General features: G+C 58.1%; 16 protein-coding genes. All 16 read left to right on the top strand.

From position 1 onward, the window contains the following. The first annotated feature begins 62 nt into the window (after positions 1-62). The 16 genes from FE782_RS32575 (at position 63) to FE782_RS09910 (ending at position 16795) form a co-directional block, all read left to right on the top strand. The gene (locus FE782_RS32575; protein ID WP_202914506.1) at positions 63-227 is read left to right on the top strand and encodes a hypothetical protein; all 165 of its coding nucleotides are present in this window, start codon (positions 63-65) and stop codon (positions 225-227) included. A 125-nt stretch (positions 228-352) separates the two neighbouring features. Beyond that, positions 353-844, top strand: coding sequence for a YajQ family cyclic di-GMP-binding protein (locus FE782_RS09840; protein ID WP_138193924.1), 492 nt, complete (start codon positions 353-355; stop codon positions 842-844). A gap of 126 nt (positions 845-970) precedes the next feature. Beyond that, complete coding sequence (rimO, locus tag FE782_RS09845; RefSeq protein ID WP_138193925.1) at positions 971-2302, top strand: 30S ribosomal protein S12 methylthiotransferase RimO; 1332 nt, start codon at positions 971-973, stop codon at positions 2300-2302. Next, positions 2299-2877 carry a CDP-diacylglycerol--glycerol-3-phosphate 3-phosphatidyltransferase gene (pgsA, locus tag FE782_RS09850; RefSeq protein ID WP_138193926.1) on the top strand — a complete coding sequence of 193 codons (579 nt, stop codon included), beginning with the start codon at positions 2299-2301 and terminating at the stop codon, positions 2875-2877. The genes rimO and pgsA overlap by 4 nt, the downstream gene beginning before the upstream one ends. A 78-nt stretch (positions 2878-2955) precedes the next feature. Further along, positions 2956-4203: a competence/damage-inducible protein A gene (locus FE782_RS09855; protein ID WP_138193927.1), complete on the top strand. Its 1248-nt coding sequence runs from the start codon at positions 2956-2958 to the stop codon at positions 4201-4203. 256 nt (positions 4204-4459) lie between these two features. Next, positions 4460-5512 (top strand): recombinase RecA, encoded by a 1053-nt coding sequence (recA, locus tag FE782_RS09860; RefSeq protein ID WP_138193928.1) that lies wholly within the window; start codon positions 4460-4462, stop codon positions 5510-5512. Between the two features lie 97 nt (positions 5513-5609). After that, positions 5610-6287: a RecX family transcriptional regulator gene (locus FE782_RS09865; RefSeq protein ID WP_138193929.1), complete on the top strand. Its 678-nt coding sequence runs from the start codon at positions 5610-5612 to the stop codon at positions 6285-6287. A 199-nt stretch (positions 6288-6486) separates the two neighbouring features. Next, positions 6487-8031, top strand: a complete 1545-nt coding sequence (rny, locus tag FE782_RS09870; RefSeq protein ID WP_138193930.1) for a ribonuclease Y — start codon at positions 6487-6489, stop codon at positions 8029-8031. 91 nt (positions 8032-8122) lie between these two features. After that, on the top strand, positions 8123-8917 hold the full coding sequence (locus FE782_RS09875; protein ID WP_138193931.1) for a TIGR00282 family metallophosphoesterase: 795 nt from the start codon (positions 8123-8125) through the stop codon (positions 8915-8917). 147 nt (positions 8918-9064) lie between these two features. Next, the gene (locus tag FE782_RS09880) at positions 9065-9325 is read left to right on the top strand and encodes a stage V sporulation protein S (RefSeq protein WP_006211249.1); all 261 of its coding nucleotides are present in this window, start codon (positions 9065-9067) and stop codon (positions 9323-9325) included. Between the two features lie 123 nt (positions 9326-9448). Continuing rightward, positions 9449-10390 (top strand): dipeptidase, encoded by a 942-nt coding sequence (locus FE782_RS09885; RefSeq protein ID WP_138193932.1) that lies wholly within the window; start codon positions 9449-9451, stop codon positions 10388-10390. Positions 10391-10583: 193 nt separating this feature from the next. Beyond that, positions 10584-12320, top strand: coding sequence for a 2-oxoacid:acceptor oxidoreductase subunit alpha (locus tag FE782_RS09890; protein ID WP_138193933.1), 1737 nt, complete (start codon positions 10584-10586; stop codon positions 12318-12320). Between the two features lie 3 nt (positions 12321-12323). Beyond that, positions 12324-13190: a 2-oxoacid:ferredoxin oxidoreductase subunit beta gene (locus FE782_RS09895; RefSeq protein ID WP_138193934.1), complete on the top strand. Its 867-nt coding sequence runs from the start codon at positions 12324-12326 to the stop codon at positions 13188-13190. Positions 13191-13323: 133 nt separating this feature from the next. Beyond that, entirely contained in the window at positions 13324-13893 is a 570-nt protein-coding gene (gene pduL / locus FE782_RS09900) for a phosphate propanoyltransferase (RefSeq protein ID WP_138193935.1), read from the top strand. Between the two features lie 113 nt (positions 13894-14006). Continuing rightward, positions 14007-15599, top strand: a complete 1593-nt coding sequence (locus FE782_RS09905) for a spore germination protein (RefSeq protein ID WP_138193936.1) — start codon at positions 14007-14009, stop codon at positions 15597-15599. After that, positions 15596-16795: a Ger(x)C family spore germination protein gene (locus FE782_RS09910; RefSeq protein ID WP_138193937.1), complete on the top strand. Its 1200-nt coding sequence runs from the start codon at positions 15596-15598 to the stop codon at positions 16793-16795. The genes FE782_RS09905 and FE782_RS09910 overlap by 4 nt, the downstream gene beginning before the upstream one ends. Positions 16796-16799 lie beyond the last annotated feature (4 nt).

A 16799-nucleotide genomic window follows, 5' to 3' on the forward strand; every position in this document is an offset into this window, starting at 1 on the left:
CGTCGGGACATCCTAACGTTAGCAAGAATGTCACCATTCTACAGCGATCGCGAGGGATATCCATGACCATCAGTTGGATCGTCACGGGACTAGGCGTCGTCGTCAGCCTGTTAGGTTGGTATTTGACGCCTGACGCGTGGGGCTACGGCATCTTCGGATTCGGCCTTGCCCATATCGTCCTCGGCATTCTGGACATGTTCCGGGATCCGGCCCGCAGCCGCACGTAACTGCTTTACATAAAAGAGCGTTCGTCGTTTTCGGCGGGCGCTCTTTTGCCGTCTTTTGGCTTCCGGCGAATTTCTTGTTATACTTATGGGACATATCCATTTTTTCGGAAGGAGTTTGCATACTTATGGCATCGGAATACTCGTTCGACATCGTATCGAAGGTGGACATGAATGAGCTGCAGAACGCGGTGACGCAAGCGGAGAAGGAGATCGCCACGCGATTCGACTTCAAGGGGAGCAAGAGCGAGATCAAGTTGGAAAAGGAAGCCCTCATCCTCGTCTCCGACGACGAGTATAAGCTGAACAGCGTCGTCGACATCCTGCAGAGCAAGATGGTCAAACGCGGCATCTCGATCAAAAATATGGATTTCGGCAAGCTCGAGCCCGCCTCCGGGGGTACGGTGCGTCAGCAGGTGAAGCTGAAGCAAGGGATCGGCCAAGAGGACGCCAAGAAGATGAACATCTTGATTCGCGATTCGAAGCTGAAGGTCAAGTCGCAAATCCAAGGCGATCAATTGCGCGTGACGGGCAAGAGCAAGGACGATCTGCAGTCGGTCATGGCGCTGCTGCGCGGAGCGGACTTGCCGCTTGAGCTGCAGTTCGTTAATTTTAAGTAAGGTCGATGAGCCGATTCCGACGGGGTCGGCTCTCTTCCATGGTACGGACATCCTTTTGACCTCTCTAGCAAGGTTATATTATAATGGCATCGATTGGAATGGGATAAACATTGGGGGATACCATGCATGACCGAGAAAATTAAGATGGTGACGCTCGGCTGCGAGAAAAACCTGGTCGATTCGGAAATTATGTCCGGCCTCGTCGCGCAGCGCGGGTTTGAGCTTGTAGATAATAAAGAGGATGCGACGGTCATCATCGTTAACACTTGCGGCTTCATCGACGCCGCGAAGGAAGAGTCCGTCAACACGATTCTGGAGATGGCCGAGCTGAAGGAGACGGGTGCGCTGAAGGCGTTGATCGTCTCGGGCTGCTTGACGCAGCGCTATAAGGAACAGTTGATGCAGGAGATGCCCGAAATCGACGGGATCGTCGGCACGGGCGACTTCGATAAGATCAACGACATCGTCGACGAGGCGCTGCGCGGCAAGAAGCCGATCGCCGTCGGCAATCCGATCTTCAACTACGACCAGGCGCTGCCGCGGAAGCTGTCGACGCCTCGCTATACCGCATACGTGAAAATCGCGGAAGGCTGCGACAACGCATGCACGTTCTGCTCGATTCCGATTATGCGCGGCGCGTTCCGCAGCCGTTCCGTGGAGTCGATTCTCGCCGAAGTGGAGACGTTGGCGAAGCAAGGCGTGAAGGAAGTATCGTTGATCGCGCAGGATTCCACGAATTACGGCACTGACCTTTACGATTCGTTCATGCTGCCGACGCTGCTTCACCGCGTGAGCGAAGTGGAAGGCATCGAGTGGGTCCGACTGCACTATGCGTATCCGGGCTTCTTCACGGACGAGCTGATCGACGCGATCGCTTCGAATCCGAAGATTTGCAAATACATCGACATGCCGCTGCAGCATAGCGAGGACAGCATCTTGAAGCGGATGCGCCGTCCGGGCCGCGGCCGGGACGTGCGCGAGCTCGTCGCGAAGATCCGCGCCAGAATTCCCGATGCGGTGCTGCGCACATCGATCATCGTCGGCTTCCCCGGGGAGACGGAAGAGGATTTCGAAAATCTCGTTTCGTTCGTGCGCGAGGTGAAGTTCGACCGCCTCGGCGTCTTCACGTATTCGATGGAAGAGGATACGCCGGCTTCGCGTCTGCCGAACCAAGTGCCGGAAGACGTGAAGGAGTATCGCGCGTCCCGACTGATGGAAGTGCAGCGCGAGGTGGCGAAAGCCGCGAACGGCCGGTTCATCGGCCAGACGATGGACGTGCTCATCGAACGCTATGACGGCCGCAACGACGTCTTCATCGGCCGCTCGCAATACGACGCGCCGGAGATCGACGGCGAGGTGTTCGTCACCGGCTGCACGCCGGAGATCGGTCAGCTGCAGCGAGTGCGCATCACACATTCGCTCGATTACGATTTATCGGGAGTCGGTGTATCCGCATGAATCTAGCGAACCGGATTACGCTGGCGCGTATCTTTCTCGTTCCGATCATCATGTTTTTCCTGCTGGTCAGCTTCAACTTGCCCGAGCTCCGCTTGGGCGAGTTCCATATTACATACAACCAAATCATCGCGACGCTGATCTTTATCGTCGCGGCCGCGACGGACGGGCTCGACGGCTATATCGCGCGGTCCCGCAAGATGGTGACGAACCTCGGAAAGCTGCTCGACCCGCTCGCCGACAAGCTGCTCGTCGCGGCGGTGCTCATTTCGCTCGTCGACATGCAGAAGGTCGACGCGTGGATCGCCGTCGTCATTATTTCTCGCGAGTTCGCGATCACCGGCCTGCGCCAAGTCGCTCTGCTCGAGGGGAAGGTCGTCGCGGCGAGCGCATGGGGCAAGTGGAAGACCGGCATTCAGATTACGATGATCATCGCGCTTTTGCTTAACAATTTTCCGTTTTATTTCCTCGGCATCCCGTTCGATTTGATTTCGAGCTGGGCGGCCGCGGCGATCACGATTTATTCGGGGATCGATTATTTCGTGCAAAACAAAAACGTCATCGACGACGTGAGGTAAGGAGGCCGAATCGAAGGAAGCGCCGCGCGCTTGCATTCGATCGGCTTTTCTTTTGCTAACAAAGGGGAGTGTTGCGGCATGAAAGCGGAAATCGTCGCGGTCGGCACGGAGCTGCTGCTCGGCCAGATCGTGAATACGAACGCGCAATATTTGGCGGAAGCTTGCGCCGGCATCGGCATTGACGTCTATTACCAGACGGTGGTAGGCGATAACGTGGATCGCATCGTGTCGGCGCTTCGGATCGCATCGGAGCGGGCGGACATCGTCATCTGCACGGGCGGGCTCGGTCCGACGATGGACGACTTGACGCGGGACGCGCTCGGCATACACGTCGGGGCGGAGCTTGTGATGGACGAAGATGGCATGCGGAAGATCGAAGCGTATTTCGCCGAGCGGGGGGCCGTCATGGTGGAGAGCAACCGCCGTCAAGCGTTGACGCTCGCGGGAGCGGACGTGCTGCCGAACGATACGGGGATGGCCGTCGGCACGGCGCTTCGCCGGGACGGCAAGCTGTACGTGCTGCTGCCGGGGCCGCCGCGGGAGCTGAAGCCGATGTTCGACCGGTACGCCAAGCCGTGGCTCCGGGCGAATATGAACGACGCGCTTCCGTTATTCTCGAAATCTTTGAAGTTCGCAGGCATCGGGGAGTCGGGACTAGAGCATGCGCTGCTCGATCTGATCGAATCCCAAGCGGATCCGACGATCGCCCCGTACGCGAAGGAAGGCGAAGTGATGATTCGGCTGACGTCGCGCGCTTCCTCCGAGGCGGAGGCGTTCGCCAAGATGGCGGATACGGAGGCGGAGATCCGCCGCCGCGTCGGCGACCATCTGTACGCCGAGGAGGACGTCAGCCTGGACGCGGTCATCGTGCGGCTTCTGCGCGAGCGCGGAGCGACGCTCGCCGCGGCGGAGAGCTGCACGGGCGGCTTGTTCGCGGACATGACGACGTCGCATCCGGGCAGCTCCGAGGCGTTCGCCGGCGGCATCGTCAGCTACTCGAACGCCGCGAAGACGGCGCTGCTCGGCGTGCCGAAGGCGCTCCTGAGCGGCCCCGGCGCCCCCGGGGCGCTCAGCGCGGAGACGGCGGCGAGCATGGCGGAAGGCGCGCGGACCCGGCTCGGGACGACGTTCGCGGTGTCGTTCACGGGCGTGGCCGGACCGGGACCTTCCGCCGACGGCAAGCCGGCCGGACTCGTCTACCTCGGCGTCGCCGAGGAGGGGAAGGCGACGGAGGTGCGCGAGCTGAAGCTGTCCGGCAGCCGCGAGATCGTGAAGCTGCGCGCCTGCCGCGCCGGCTTCTATGAGCTGTGGAAGCGGCTGCGGTAATGCTTGCCAAACCGGCGGCGCTCGGGGTATGATGGGGGTACGGAAGAACCGTGGCGAATCGTGATTTGCCGCGGTTTTTTTGCGTCCTCCGGCCGGGGATGCGTGAAGCGGCGTCGACAGCGGGCAAGCGATATGGAAGCGGACGCCGACATCGACGCGAATCGGAAAAAAAGTCGAATGTATGTTCGAAAAAATGGTTGGCAAGGAGACAAAAAGAAGGTATCATACAATTATCAGAGAAAAGGAAGTGTTCATTGTGAGCGATCGGAAAGCCGCATTAGAGATGGCGCTCCGCCAGATCGAGAAACAATTCGGCAAGGGTTCAATCATGAAGCTTGGAGAAAGCGCGCATATGCAAGTCGAGACCGTGTCCAGCGGATCGCTCGCGCTTGATATATCGCTCGGGGTAGGCGGCTTCCCGCGGGGCCGAATCATCGAGATTTACGGACCGGAATCGTCCGGTAAGACGACGGTCGCGCTGCATGCGATCGCGGAAGTACAGAAGAGAGGCGGACAAGCCGCCTTCATCGACGCCGAGCATGCGCTCGATCCGGTGTACGCTTCGAAGCTCGGCATCAACATCGACGAGCTGCTTCTTTCCCAGCCGGATACGGGCGAGCAGGCGCTCGAGATCGCCGAAGCGCTCGTTCGCAGCGGCGCCGTCGACATTATCGTCATCGACTCCGTCGCGGCGCTCGTGCCGAAGGCCGAGATCGAAGGCGAGATGGGCGATTCTCACGTAGGCTTGCAAGCGCGTCTCATGTCGCAGGCGCTTCGAAAGCTGTCCGGCGCGATCAGCAAGTCCAAGACGATCGCGATCTTCATCAACCAGCTTCGCGAGAAGGTCGGCGTCATGTTCGGCAACCCGGAGACGACGCCGGGCGGCCGCGCATTGAAGTTCTACTCCTCCGTCCGTTTAGAAGTTCGACGGATCGAGACGATCAAGCAAGGCAACGACATGGTCGGTAACCGCACGCGGATCAAGGTCGTGAAGAATAAAGTCGCTCCGCCGTTCAAGCAAGCGGAGATCGATATCATGTACGGCGAAGGCATCTCGAGAGAGGGCAGCATCATCGATATCGGGACGGAGCTCGATATCGTACAGAAGAGCGGCGCATGGTTCTCGTTCGACGGCGAACGCCTCGGTCAAGGACGGGAGAATGCGAAACAATTCTTGAAGGACAATCCGAAGATCGCGGAATCTATCGAGAAGAAGGTACGCGAAGCGACGGTCGTCGCTCCGGGGCTGCCTGCCGGAATATCCAGCGGCGATGACGACGACGATTTCGACGAGGAAGCGGAAGCGTAAGATTCGTTATAGAATAGTAGCGTCATAAGTACATTACGCACCGGCACCCGGCCAACGTCGGGTGCCGGTTTTCGGTTGCGTAAGGAGGAAGAGACGAGTGGAACGTCAAGGCGTCATTACATCGGTAGAGAAGCAGAAGAAACAGCAGCATCGATATAACGTGTTCATCGACGACGAGTTCGCCTTCGCGGTCCATGAGGATGTCTTGATGCGGCACCGCTTGTTCAAGGGGCAGTCCGTGCCGCCGGACCGGCTGGAAGAGGTGCTGCGGGACGAAGAACGCCAAGACGCGTACGTGAAGGCCGTACGTTGGCTCGGCAACCGTCCGCGAACCGAGAAGGAAATCCGGACGTACCTGACCCGCAAGGAATACGAACCGTCTACGATCGACGACTGCGTGAGGCGGCTGACCGAGCAGCGGTACGTAGACGACGAACGGTTCAGCCGGTCGCTGGCGGAGGAGCGGCTGCAGCGCCAGGGCAAGGGCAAGCAGTGGATCAAGCAGGAGCTGCTGCAGAAGGGCGTCGCCAAAGCTACCGTCCAAGAAGCGGTAGGAGACATCGACCCCGAGGAGGAGAAGGCGTCCGCGACGTCGGTCGCGCGCAAGCGGTGGAAGACGTTGTCCGGACAAGAGGATCGCGTCGCCGCGAAACGGAAGCTATACGCGTACTTGGCTCGGCGAGGCTTCTCCGCGGCCGCGGTCCGGGAAGCGGTGCGAGAGGCGACGGCGAACGAGCCGACCGGCGCCGAGGAAGAGGACTGGGCATGGGAATAGTCGTTGCTTGACAATTTTCTTTAGTGAAAGCTACAATGAAATGGTATATTCAATTTTCATTTTCGCCAATTCTTTACGGAACGCGCGAGAAGAGAGAACTGCAATGTCAAAGCGAACGCAACTACAACTAAAAAAGAACACATCGTTGGGCCTCGAAGGATAAGCTCAATCGTTGTGTGGCAACGGGGAGGTGAACTAGATGACCTACTGGTGGGTCACCCTCATTATCGCTCTCCTTGTTGGCGCAGCATGCTTTGGGATCGGTTACCTTATTCGCAAGTCCATTGCCGAAGCCAAAATCTCAAGTGCGGAGGAGGCGGCTCGGAATATTCTCGATAACGCTTCGAAAGAAGCCGAGGCGCTGAAGAAAGAAGCGGTCCTGGAAGCGAAAGACGAAATCCATAAGCTTCGCTCCGAAGCCGAACGAGACATTCGCGAACGTCGCAACGAAACGCAACGACAGGAACGAAGGTTACAGCAGAAAGAGGAAACGCTGGATAAGAAACTCGATTCTTTAGAGCGTAAAGAAGAGCAGCTTGCCAACAAAGAGAAGCGCGTAGAAGAGACGCAACAACAGATCGACGCTCTCTATCGCAAGCAAGTCGAGGAACTGGAGCGCATCTCCGGCTTGACGCAGGAAGATGCGAAGCAGATGATTCTGAGCAACGTCGAGAGCGAAGTGCGACTCGAAGCGGCTCAGCTGATGAAGGAAATCGAACAGCAGGCGAAAGAAGAAGCGGACAAGAAGGCGCGGGAAATCATCACCTTGTCGATCCAGCGCTGCGCGGCGGACCACGTCGCGGAGACGACGGTATCCGTCGTCGCGCTGCCGAACGAGGAGATGAAAGGCCGCATCATCGGTCGCGAAGGCCGCAACATTCGCGCGCTCGAGACGCTGACGGGCATCGATCTCATTATCGACGATACGCCGGAGGCCGTCATCTTGTCGGGCTTCGATCCGATTCGCAGAGAGATCGCTCGCAACGCGCTCGAGAAGCTCGTCGCGGACGGACGAATCCACCCGGCTCGGATCGAAGAGATGGTGGAGAAATCCCGCAAGGAAGTGGACGAGCGGATTCGCGAATACGGCGAGCAAGCGACGTTCGAGGTCGGCGTTCACGGGCTGCACCCGGATTTGATCAAGATCTTGGGCCGCTTGAAGTTCCGTACAAGCTACGGCCAGAACGTGCTGAAGCACTCGATGGAAGTCGCCTACTTGGCCGGCCTCATGGCCGGAGAGCTGGGCGAGGACATCACCCTCGCGAAGCGCGCGGGCTTGCTGCACGATATCGGGAAGGCGCTCGACCACGAGGTCGAAGGCTCCCACGTCGAAATCGGCGTCGAGATCGGCAAGAAATACAAGGAGCATCCGGTCGTCGTCAACAGTATCGCATCGCATCACGGCGATACGGAAGCGACGTCGGTCATCGCGATGCTCGTCGGCGCGGCGGACGCATTGTCCGCGGCAAGACCGGGAGCGCGCCGCGAAACGTTGGAGACGTACATCAAGCGTCTGCAGCGTCTCGAGGAAATCTCGGAGTCGTTCGAAGGCGTCGAGAAGTCGTACGCGATTCAAGCCGGACGCGAAATTCGCGTCATGGTGCAGCCGGAGCGCATCGACGATGCGGAATCGTTCCGTCTGGCGCGGGACATCACGAAGAAAATCGAGAACGAACTCGATTATCCGGGGCATATTAAGGTCACGGTCATTCGCGAAACCCGCGCGGTGGAATACGCAAAATAATAATGACATGGCGGCTGTCCCGGTGCATTCCGACTGGGACAGCCGTTCCTGTTTCGCGACAGTCGCGCACGAAAAGGAGCTGGGGACGAACGTGAAAGTACTGTTTATCGGCGATATCGTCGGATCTACGGGCCGGCGGGCGCTGAAGGAAAATTTGCCGGCGCTGAAGCAAACGCATAAGCCGGATTTCATCGTCGTGAACGGCGAGAACGCCGCAGGCGGCAAGGGGATTACGGGCGCGATCGCGAACGAATTTTTCGAGCTGGGCGTGCATGGCATCTCCATGGGCAACCATACGTGGGACAATAAAGATATCTTCGAGTTTATCGATAAGGAGCCGAGGCTCATCCGGCCGGCCAACTTCCCGCCGGGAACGCCCGGTCAAGGCAGCGTGACGCTGAAGGCGAACGGGAAGGAGCTGCTGCTGATCAACGTGATGGGGCGCGCCTTCCTGCCGCCGCTCGACTGCCCGTTCCGAACGCTCGACAAGCTGTTCGACAAGTCGAAGAAGCGTCCGGTCGCGACGCTCGTCGACGTTCACGCGGAAGCGACGTCCGAGAAGCTGGCGGTCGGTTGGTATTTGGACGGCAAGGCGTCCGCGGTCGTCGGGACGCATACGCATGTGCAGACGAACGACGAGCAGCTGCTGCCGAACGGCACGGCGTACATTACGGACGTCGGCATGACGGGGTCGAGAGAGGGAATCCTCGGCATGGAACGGGAAGCCGTCTTGACGAAATTTCTGACGCAGCTGCCGGTTCGGTTCGCGGCCGCCGAAGGGAAATACCAATTCCACGGCGTCGTGATCGACATCGACGAGTCGACGGGCAAGGCGAAATCGATCAAGACGATCCGTATTTACGAGGGCGAGTTTAAGATGTTCTAAGCCATTGTTCCATGTGGAACTATTCTGAATTGTTAGATAAATTAAGAGGAAACCCAGAACAAGCCTCCTCGGGTGGAATGATTCCGAAGTCATGCGAATATACATGAATACCGGAATGAGTGAAGCTTTCCCGAGGAGGTCCAATTCATGGAAGTATTAAAAGTATCAGCGAAATCGAATCCGAACTCGGTGGCAGGCGCATTGGCAGGGGTGTTGCGAGAGCGGGGAGGAGCGGAGTTGCAAGCGATCGGCGCGGGAGCGCTGAATCAAGCGATCAAGGCGGTCGCGATCGCCAGGGGCTTCGTGGCGCCGAGCGGCGTCGACCTGATCTGCATCCCGGCATTCACCGACATCGTCATCGACGGGGAAGACCGGACGGCGATCAAGCTGATCGTCGAACCGCGGTAATTCGAACCTCGTTCATCCCGGGACGTCGGCGTCCCGCCTTCATAACGCGTTTCCGCTCGCATGGCCTCCCTGAGAGGCTTTTTCTTTTGTCCAAACCAAGGGTTGAGGAAGGGGCGATTCGAGATGAAACGTTGGGATTTGCATTGCGACGCATTGAGCAAAATGATTCTTGCCTCGGACATCCGATTCGAGGACGACCGGCGCCTGGACGTCACCGCGAAACGGTTGAAGGAGGGGGGCGTCCAGCTGCAAGCGTTCGCCATCTACGTCCCTGAAGCGTGGAAGGGGAGGCCGTTCGACGCGGTGTTGGCGAGCGTCGACGCGTTCGAACAGCGCATCGCGTCCAGGCCCGACATCCTGCCGATTCGTTCGAAGCAGGACATCGAGACGCTGATGCGACCGGGGGAGACGAGAATCGGCGCGATGCTGACGATGGAAGGCGCCGATGCGCTGGAGGGGAATCTGGCGTACCTTCGCATCGCGTACGCGCTCGGCGTGCGGACGCTCGGCGTGACATGGAATGTCGCGAACTGGGCCGCGGACGGCGTCCGAGAGCCGAGAGGCGGCGGGCTGACGGCGGCGGGCCGACGACTGGTCGCCGAATGCGATCGGCTGGGCATGACGCTCGACGTCTCTCACTTGTCGGTGAAGGGGTTCTGGGACGTTCTCGAGACGTCGCGGCACGCGCCGATCGCTTCGCATTCCAACGCGAAGTCGCTCTGCGACCATCCCCGTAATCTGTCCAACGACCAGATTCGAGCGCTGATCGCGGCGAACGGCCGCATCGGCATCACGTTCGTCCCGTATTTCCTCCGCAGCGACGGCCGCGAAGCCGGAATCGACGACGTGCTGCGTCATCTCGATTACGTCTGCGGCTTAGGCGGGGCGGATCATGTCGGCTTCGGTTCGGACTTCGACGGGATCGAGACGTGGGTGAAAGGGCTGGAGCATCCGGGCGGGTACGAGACGTTGGCGGAACGGCTCGAAAAAAATTACACTTCCGAGCAAGTAGAGGGCTTTCTGCGGCGAAATTGGTTATCCTATTATCAAGGGCGCTTCATGTAATCCGGAATGCCCGCCGCTGCAACCCATCTCGAAACGGTATGGATACAATCGAAAAATACTATCTTTCGAGATGCTTGAAAGCTCTTGCTTTTTATATGGCGGCATCATAAACTAACTACTGACATATGAAACTGATTTTCATGGTTTCACTTCGAACGTCACTATTTTTCGGCCTCCAAAGGAGTGGACTTTCTTGATTAGCCAATTGTCATGGAAAATCGGCGGACAACAAGGGGAAGGCGTTGAAAGTACCGACCGTATTTTCTCGACTGCGCTCAACCGGCTCGGGTATTACTTGTACGGATATCGTCACTTCTCTTCCCGAATCAAGGGCGGACATACCAACAACAAGATTCGGATTTCTACGAAGGCGATTCGCGCGATTTCGGACGATCTCGACATCCTCGTCGCGTTCGACCAAGAGACGATCGATCTGAACTCCCATGAATTGCGCAAGGGCGGCGTCATCGTGGCCGACGCGAAATTCAATCCGACGGTGCCGGAAGGCATCGATGCAAGATTGTTCCCGGTCCCGATCACCTCGATCGCGGAAGAGCTTGGCACATCTCTGTTTAAGAACATGGTCGCTTCCGGCGCATCCTGGGCGCTGCTCGGATTGCCGCTCGAGGTGTTCAATAAAGCGGTAGAAGAAGAGTTCGGACGCAAAGGTCCGGCGATCGTCGAGAAGAACGTCGAAGCGGTACGCCGCGGCGCGGAATTCGTTCTCGAGCTGGCGGGCGGTTCGCTCGCGGATTTCCAGCTGGAGCCTTCCGACGGCCAAGCGAAGCTGTTCATGATCGGCAACGACGCGATCGGCCTCGGCGCCGTCGTCGGCGGATGCCGCTTCATGCCGGCTTACCCGATAACGCCGGCTTCCGAAATCATGGAATACCTCGTTAAGACGCTGCCGAAGTTCGGCGGCACCGTCATTCAGACGGAAGACGAGATCGCGGCCGTCACGATGGCCATCGGCGCCAACTACGGCGGCGTGCGTACGTTGACCGCTTCGGCGGGCCCGGGTTTGTCGCTCATGATGGAAGCGATCGGCCTCGCCGGCATGACCGAGACGCCGGTCGTCATCGTCGACACGCAGCGCGGCGGACCGTCCACCGGCCTTCCGACGAAGCAGGAGCAGTCCGACATCAACGCGATGATCTACGGCACGCACGGGGAAATTCCGAAGATCGTCATCGCGCCGAGCACGGTCGAAGAGTGCTTCTACGATGCGATCGAAGCGTTCAACCTGGCGGAGAAGTTCCAATGCCCGGTCATCATCGTAACCGACCTGCAGCTGTCTCTCGGCAAGCAAACCGCGGAAAACCTCGAGCTCGATAAAATTAAGATCGACCGCGGTGCGCTGCAAACCGGCGAGCTGCCGCAGCTGGAAGAAAACAAACTGTTCAAGCGGTACGAGTTTACGGAAGACGGCGTATCGCCGCGCGTCCTGCCGGGCATGAAGAACGGCATCCACCACGTGACGGGCGTCGAGCACGACCAAGAAGGCCGTCCGTCCGAAAGCCCGATCAACCGCAAGAAGATGATGGATAAGCGATTGAAGAAGCTCGAGAGCGTACGGATCACGAACCCGATCCATATCGATGCGCCGCACGAAGAGCCGGACGTTCTGATCGTCGGCATGAGCTCCATCGGCGGCACGATCGACGAAGCGCGCGAGCGTCTGACGAAGGACGGCATCAAGTCGAACCACATGACGGTTCGCCAGCTGTTCCCGTTCCCGACCGAACTCGTTGCGCCGTACGTCGAGAAGGCGAAGACGGTCGTCATCGTCGAAAACAACGCGACAGGCCAGCTGGCGGATCAGCTGAAGCTGCGCGTCGGTCATGCGAACAAAGTGAAGAACTTCCTGAAATACGACGGGACGCCGTTCCTGCCTTCCGAAATTCACACCGGCTGCAAGGAGTTGTTATAAGCCATGGCAACATTTAAAGACTTCCGTAACAACATCAAACCGAACTGGTGCCCGGGCTGCGGAGACTTCTCGGTACAAGCCGCGATCCAACGCGCCGCCGCGAACGTCGGCCTCGAGCCGGATAGCCTTGCGGTCGTCTCCGGCATCGGTTGTTCCGGACGCATCTCCGGTTACATTAACGCTTACGGCTTCCACGGCATCCACGGCCGCGCGCTGCCGATCGCCCAAGGCCTTAAGATGGCGAACCGCGAGTTGACGGTCATCGCGTCCGGCGGCGACGGCGACGGCTTCGCGATCGGTCTCGGTCACACGGTGCATGCGATTCGCCGCAACATGAACGTGACGTACATCGTTATGGACAACCAAATTTATGGTTTAACGAAGGGTCAGACGTCGCCGCGAAGCGCGGAAGGCTTCAAGACGAAGTCGACGCCGGAAGGCTCGATCGAAGGCACGCTCAGCCCGCTCGAGATCGCGTTGTCCGCCGGCGCGACGTTCGTGGCGCAGTCGTTCTCCAGCAACATCAAGCAGCTGACGGCGCTTATCGAAGAAGCGATCAAGCACGAAGGCTTCTCGATCGTCAACGTATTCAGCCCTTGCGTTACGTTCAACAAGATCAATACGTACGACTGGTTCAAGGAGCACATCGTCGATCTCGACGAGCAGTCCGACTACGATCCGTCCAACCGGATCGCGGCCATGACGAAAATCATGGAGACGAACAGCATGCTGTGCGGCCTGATCTATCAAGATAAGAGCAAGAAGCCTTACGAGGCCTTGGTCAAGGGCTTCAAGCCGGAAGGCCTTGCGAAGCAAGATCTGACGATTACGGAAGAGCAGTTCGCGAAGCTTGTCGCGGAATTCCGTTAAATAGATCACAACGAACGCGAGCATGCGGGGGCTTCCCGTATGCTCTTTTCGTTTGCATGGAATACTGAACAAGGCTATGATTGGATGGAAAAGGGAATAAATCACACCGCAAGGATCGAGGAGGACGACAAGCATGTACGAAATTCCGATCGGGGTTTCCGCCCGTCATATTCATTTGGCGCCGGAGCATATCGACATCTTATTCGGCCAAGGATACGAGTTGAAAACGTTGAAGCCGTTGTCGCAGCCGGGACAATTCGCGGCGGAAGAGACGGTGGCCGTCGTCGGTCCGAAAGGACGATTCGACAAGGTTCGCATTCTCGGACCGGCGAGAGGAAACACGCAGCTGGAAATTTCCCGCACCGACGCCTTCGCGCTCGGCGTCGACGCGCCGGTCCGGTTGTCCGGCAATATCGATGGGACGCCGGGCATTCGGATCGTCGGACCGAAGGGCGAAGTGACGGTCGAACGCGGGGTCATCGTCGCGTCCCGCCACATACATCTGCATACGGACGATGCGGCGCGGATGAACGTGAAGGACAAGCAGATCGTCAGCGTGAAAACGCAGGGCGAGCGAGCCGTCACGTTCGCGAACGTCGTCTGCCGCGTCTCCGATCAATTCGCCTTAGACATGCATATCGACACGGACGAAGCGAACGCCGCGGGCATCCGCAACGGAGAGAAAGGGACGTTAATCCCTTAGCAGCGTCTGATTTCGAGCGATCCCGCCACGGGGTCGTTTTTTTTATGTAAATAATAACCTCCTCTTTGTGGAATGATATGCGTAATATTTTCCAGCCCTAGGGGGAGACGGTCTTGTTTTCATTCGGAAAAGTTTATCGAAGCCAAGGGCCGGAAAGTCAATCCGACCACTCGGGCAAACGTCTTCTGAATCCCCAACTGGCGGATACGCTGCATCAAATTCAAGTCGAGATCGGAAACAGCTCGGACCTTGTCATCCGGCAATTCGAAATCGGCGGCGGGAACATTCAGGTCGCCGTCGTATATATGGACGGGTTGGTGGACACGAAGACCGTCAATGATTTCGTGATCCGCTCGTTGATGATCGAGATGGACGAAATCGCGATCGAGAGGATGACCAAGGACAAGGCGCTGTTCGACGTCATCCGCTCGAACGCCCTGACCATCGGGCAAGTCGAAGTCGTGCGGAAGTGGGATGAGGTCATTCTGTCCTTGTTATCCGGGGATACGCTCATCCTTGTGGACGGTCAGATCGATGCCGTCGCTTGCGGCACGAGGGGCGGGGATCAACGGAAGGTGACCGAACCTTCCTCGCAGGTCGTCATTCGCGGTCCGAAGGAAGCGTTCACCGAATCGATCGGGACGAACGTCGCCCTAGTGCGGCGCAGACTAAAAAGTCCCCACTTGTGGGTGGAATCGATGAAAGTCGGCAAACAAGGGAATACGTTGATCGCCTTGATGTATGTCAAAGATATCGTGAACGATAAGATCGTTCAAGAAGTGAAGAAGCGATTGGAACGCATCGATATCGACTTCGTATCGGGCTCCGGCGAAATCGAGCAGTTGATACAGGACGAAAGCAAAACCGTATTCCCGACGATCTTCTCTACGGAGCGCCCGGACTCCGTCGTCGGAAACCTGATGGAAGGACGAATCGCGATTTTCGTAGACGGGACGCCGTTCGTGCTGCTGACCCCTGCTACGTTTTTTATGTTTTTCCAGGCGACGGAGGATTACTACCAGCGGCCGGAAGTCGCGACGGCGATTCGATTATTGCGCTACGGGTCGCTGTTGATTTCGTTATTCGGACCCTCGATATATATCGCGGCGATTACGTTCCACCAAGAGATGATTCCTACGCTGCTGCTTGTCAGCTTGGCCGCGCAGCGGGAGAGCGTTCCGTTCCCGGCGTTCATCGAGGCGCTCATCATGGAAGTCGCTTTCGAAATTTTGCGCGAGGCCGGCATTCGCATGCCGCGCGCCATCGGACAAGCGGTATCCATCGTCGGCGCGCTCGTCCTGGGACAAGCGGCGGTGGAAGCGGGGCTCATCTCCCCGGCGATGGTGATCGTGGTCGCGCTCACCGGGATCTCCAGCTTTTCCACGCCGTCGTACGACATCGCGCTGTCTTTCAGGTTGCTGCGATTCGTCATTATGATTTCCGCAGGCTTCCTAGGCTTTTATGGCATCGCGATCGTAAGCATCTTTATCCTCGCGCATATGTGCGGACTGCGTTCATTCGGGGTTCCGTATATGGCTCCGCTGGGGCCGTTCGTCTTAGAGGATCAGAAAGACACGATCTTTCGGTTTCCGTTTCAGGCGATGTTTTCGCGTCCCCGCTTGATCAGTTCGAAAAATATTACGCGCGAGGACGCCCCCGCGGGACCGACGAAGCCGTCCGAGTCGCAAGGGAAGGGATCGGAATGAAAACGTACAGGATGCTCGTCGTCCTCCTGCTCGTCGCCCCGCTTGTTCTGACCGGATGCTGGAACAGCCGGGAATTGACGGATTTGGCGATCGTGGTCGGGATCGGGATCGATAAGGGCGTAAAGGAAAATACGTACAAGGTGTCGTTCCAAATCGTCAATCCCGGAGCGATCGCGATGGGCAAACAAGGCGGAGGAGGCGGAGGGCAGGCGATGCCGGTAACGGTGTATGCGGGCGTCGACAACTCCTTGTTCAGCGCTTTGCGCAAATCGACGCAGAAGGTGCCGCGTCAGCTGTTTTTTTCCCACATTCAGTTGATCGTCATAGGGGAGGAGTTGGCTAAAGACGGGATCAAGGAAACGTTCGACCTGTTCGATCGTTCCCATGAACTGCGAATCAATACGCCCGTCGTCATCGCGAGAGGGATCGACGCCGAGACCGCCCTTAGCATCGTCACGCCGTTAGAAAATATGCCTTCGGTCGGCATCGCCAAACGGATCGAATTCTCGTCCGGCGAGTACGCCCAAAACGTAGACGTCGATGTCGCGGACGTCGTGAAAAGACTGGCCGGTCCAGGCGAAATCGCGATTAGCGGGGTAGAGATCGTCGGGGACGCGGAACCGGGGCAATCCCGGAAAAACACGGAGCGAACCGTACTGCCGGCATCGATCGAAATGAAAGGGATCGCTTTGTTCAAAGACGGAAAATTGAAGACGTGGGCGGACGGGAAAGCGGCTAGAGGCATGCTGTGGGTCAAAAATGAAATGAAAGGGACGGCGATGGATATCGCCTGCGACGGTCAACCCGAGAAGGTGACCATCGAGCTTACGTATTCGTACACCGACGTAAGCGTCGAGATGCGGAACGGACGACCGGCCTATCGCATTCACGTCAGCGAAGAAGGCAGCGTGACCGAAATACATTGCCCGATCGATCTCGAAAATCGCGACAAGATCTTTCAACTGCAAAACGAGTGGGCGAACCAGACGGAACAGGAAATTCGAAAGGCGATCGAACTCGCCCAAAAGGAGAAAACCGACGTCTTCGGTTTCGGGGACGAGTTGAATCGCAAGTATCCGACCCTATGGAAGCGGTTGGAGCGGAATTGGGCGGACACGTTCGCCGACGCCTCGGTCGAAATCGAGGTGGAAGCGTATATCCGACGAACGGGAATGAGAACGAAGTCTTATCTTTAGCAGC

Source organism: Paenibacillus antri (assembly GCF_005765165.1).
GTDB classification, from domain to species: domain Bacteria; phylum Bacillota; class Bacilli; order Paenibacillales; family YIM-B00363; genus Paenibacillus_AE; species Paenibacillus_AE antri.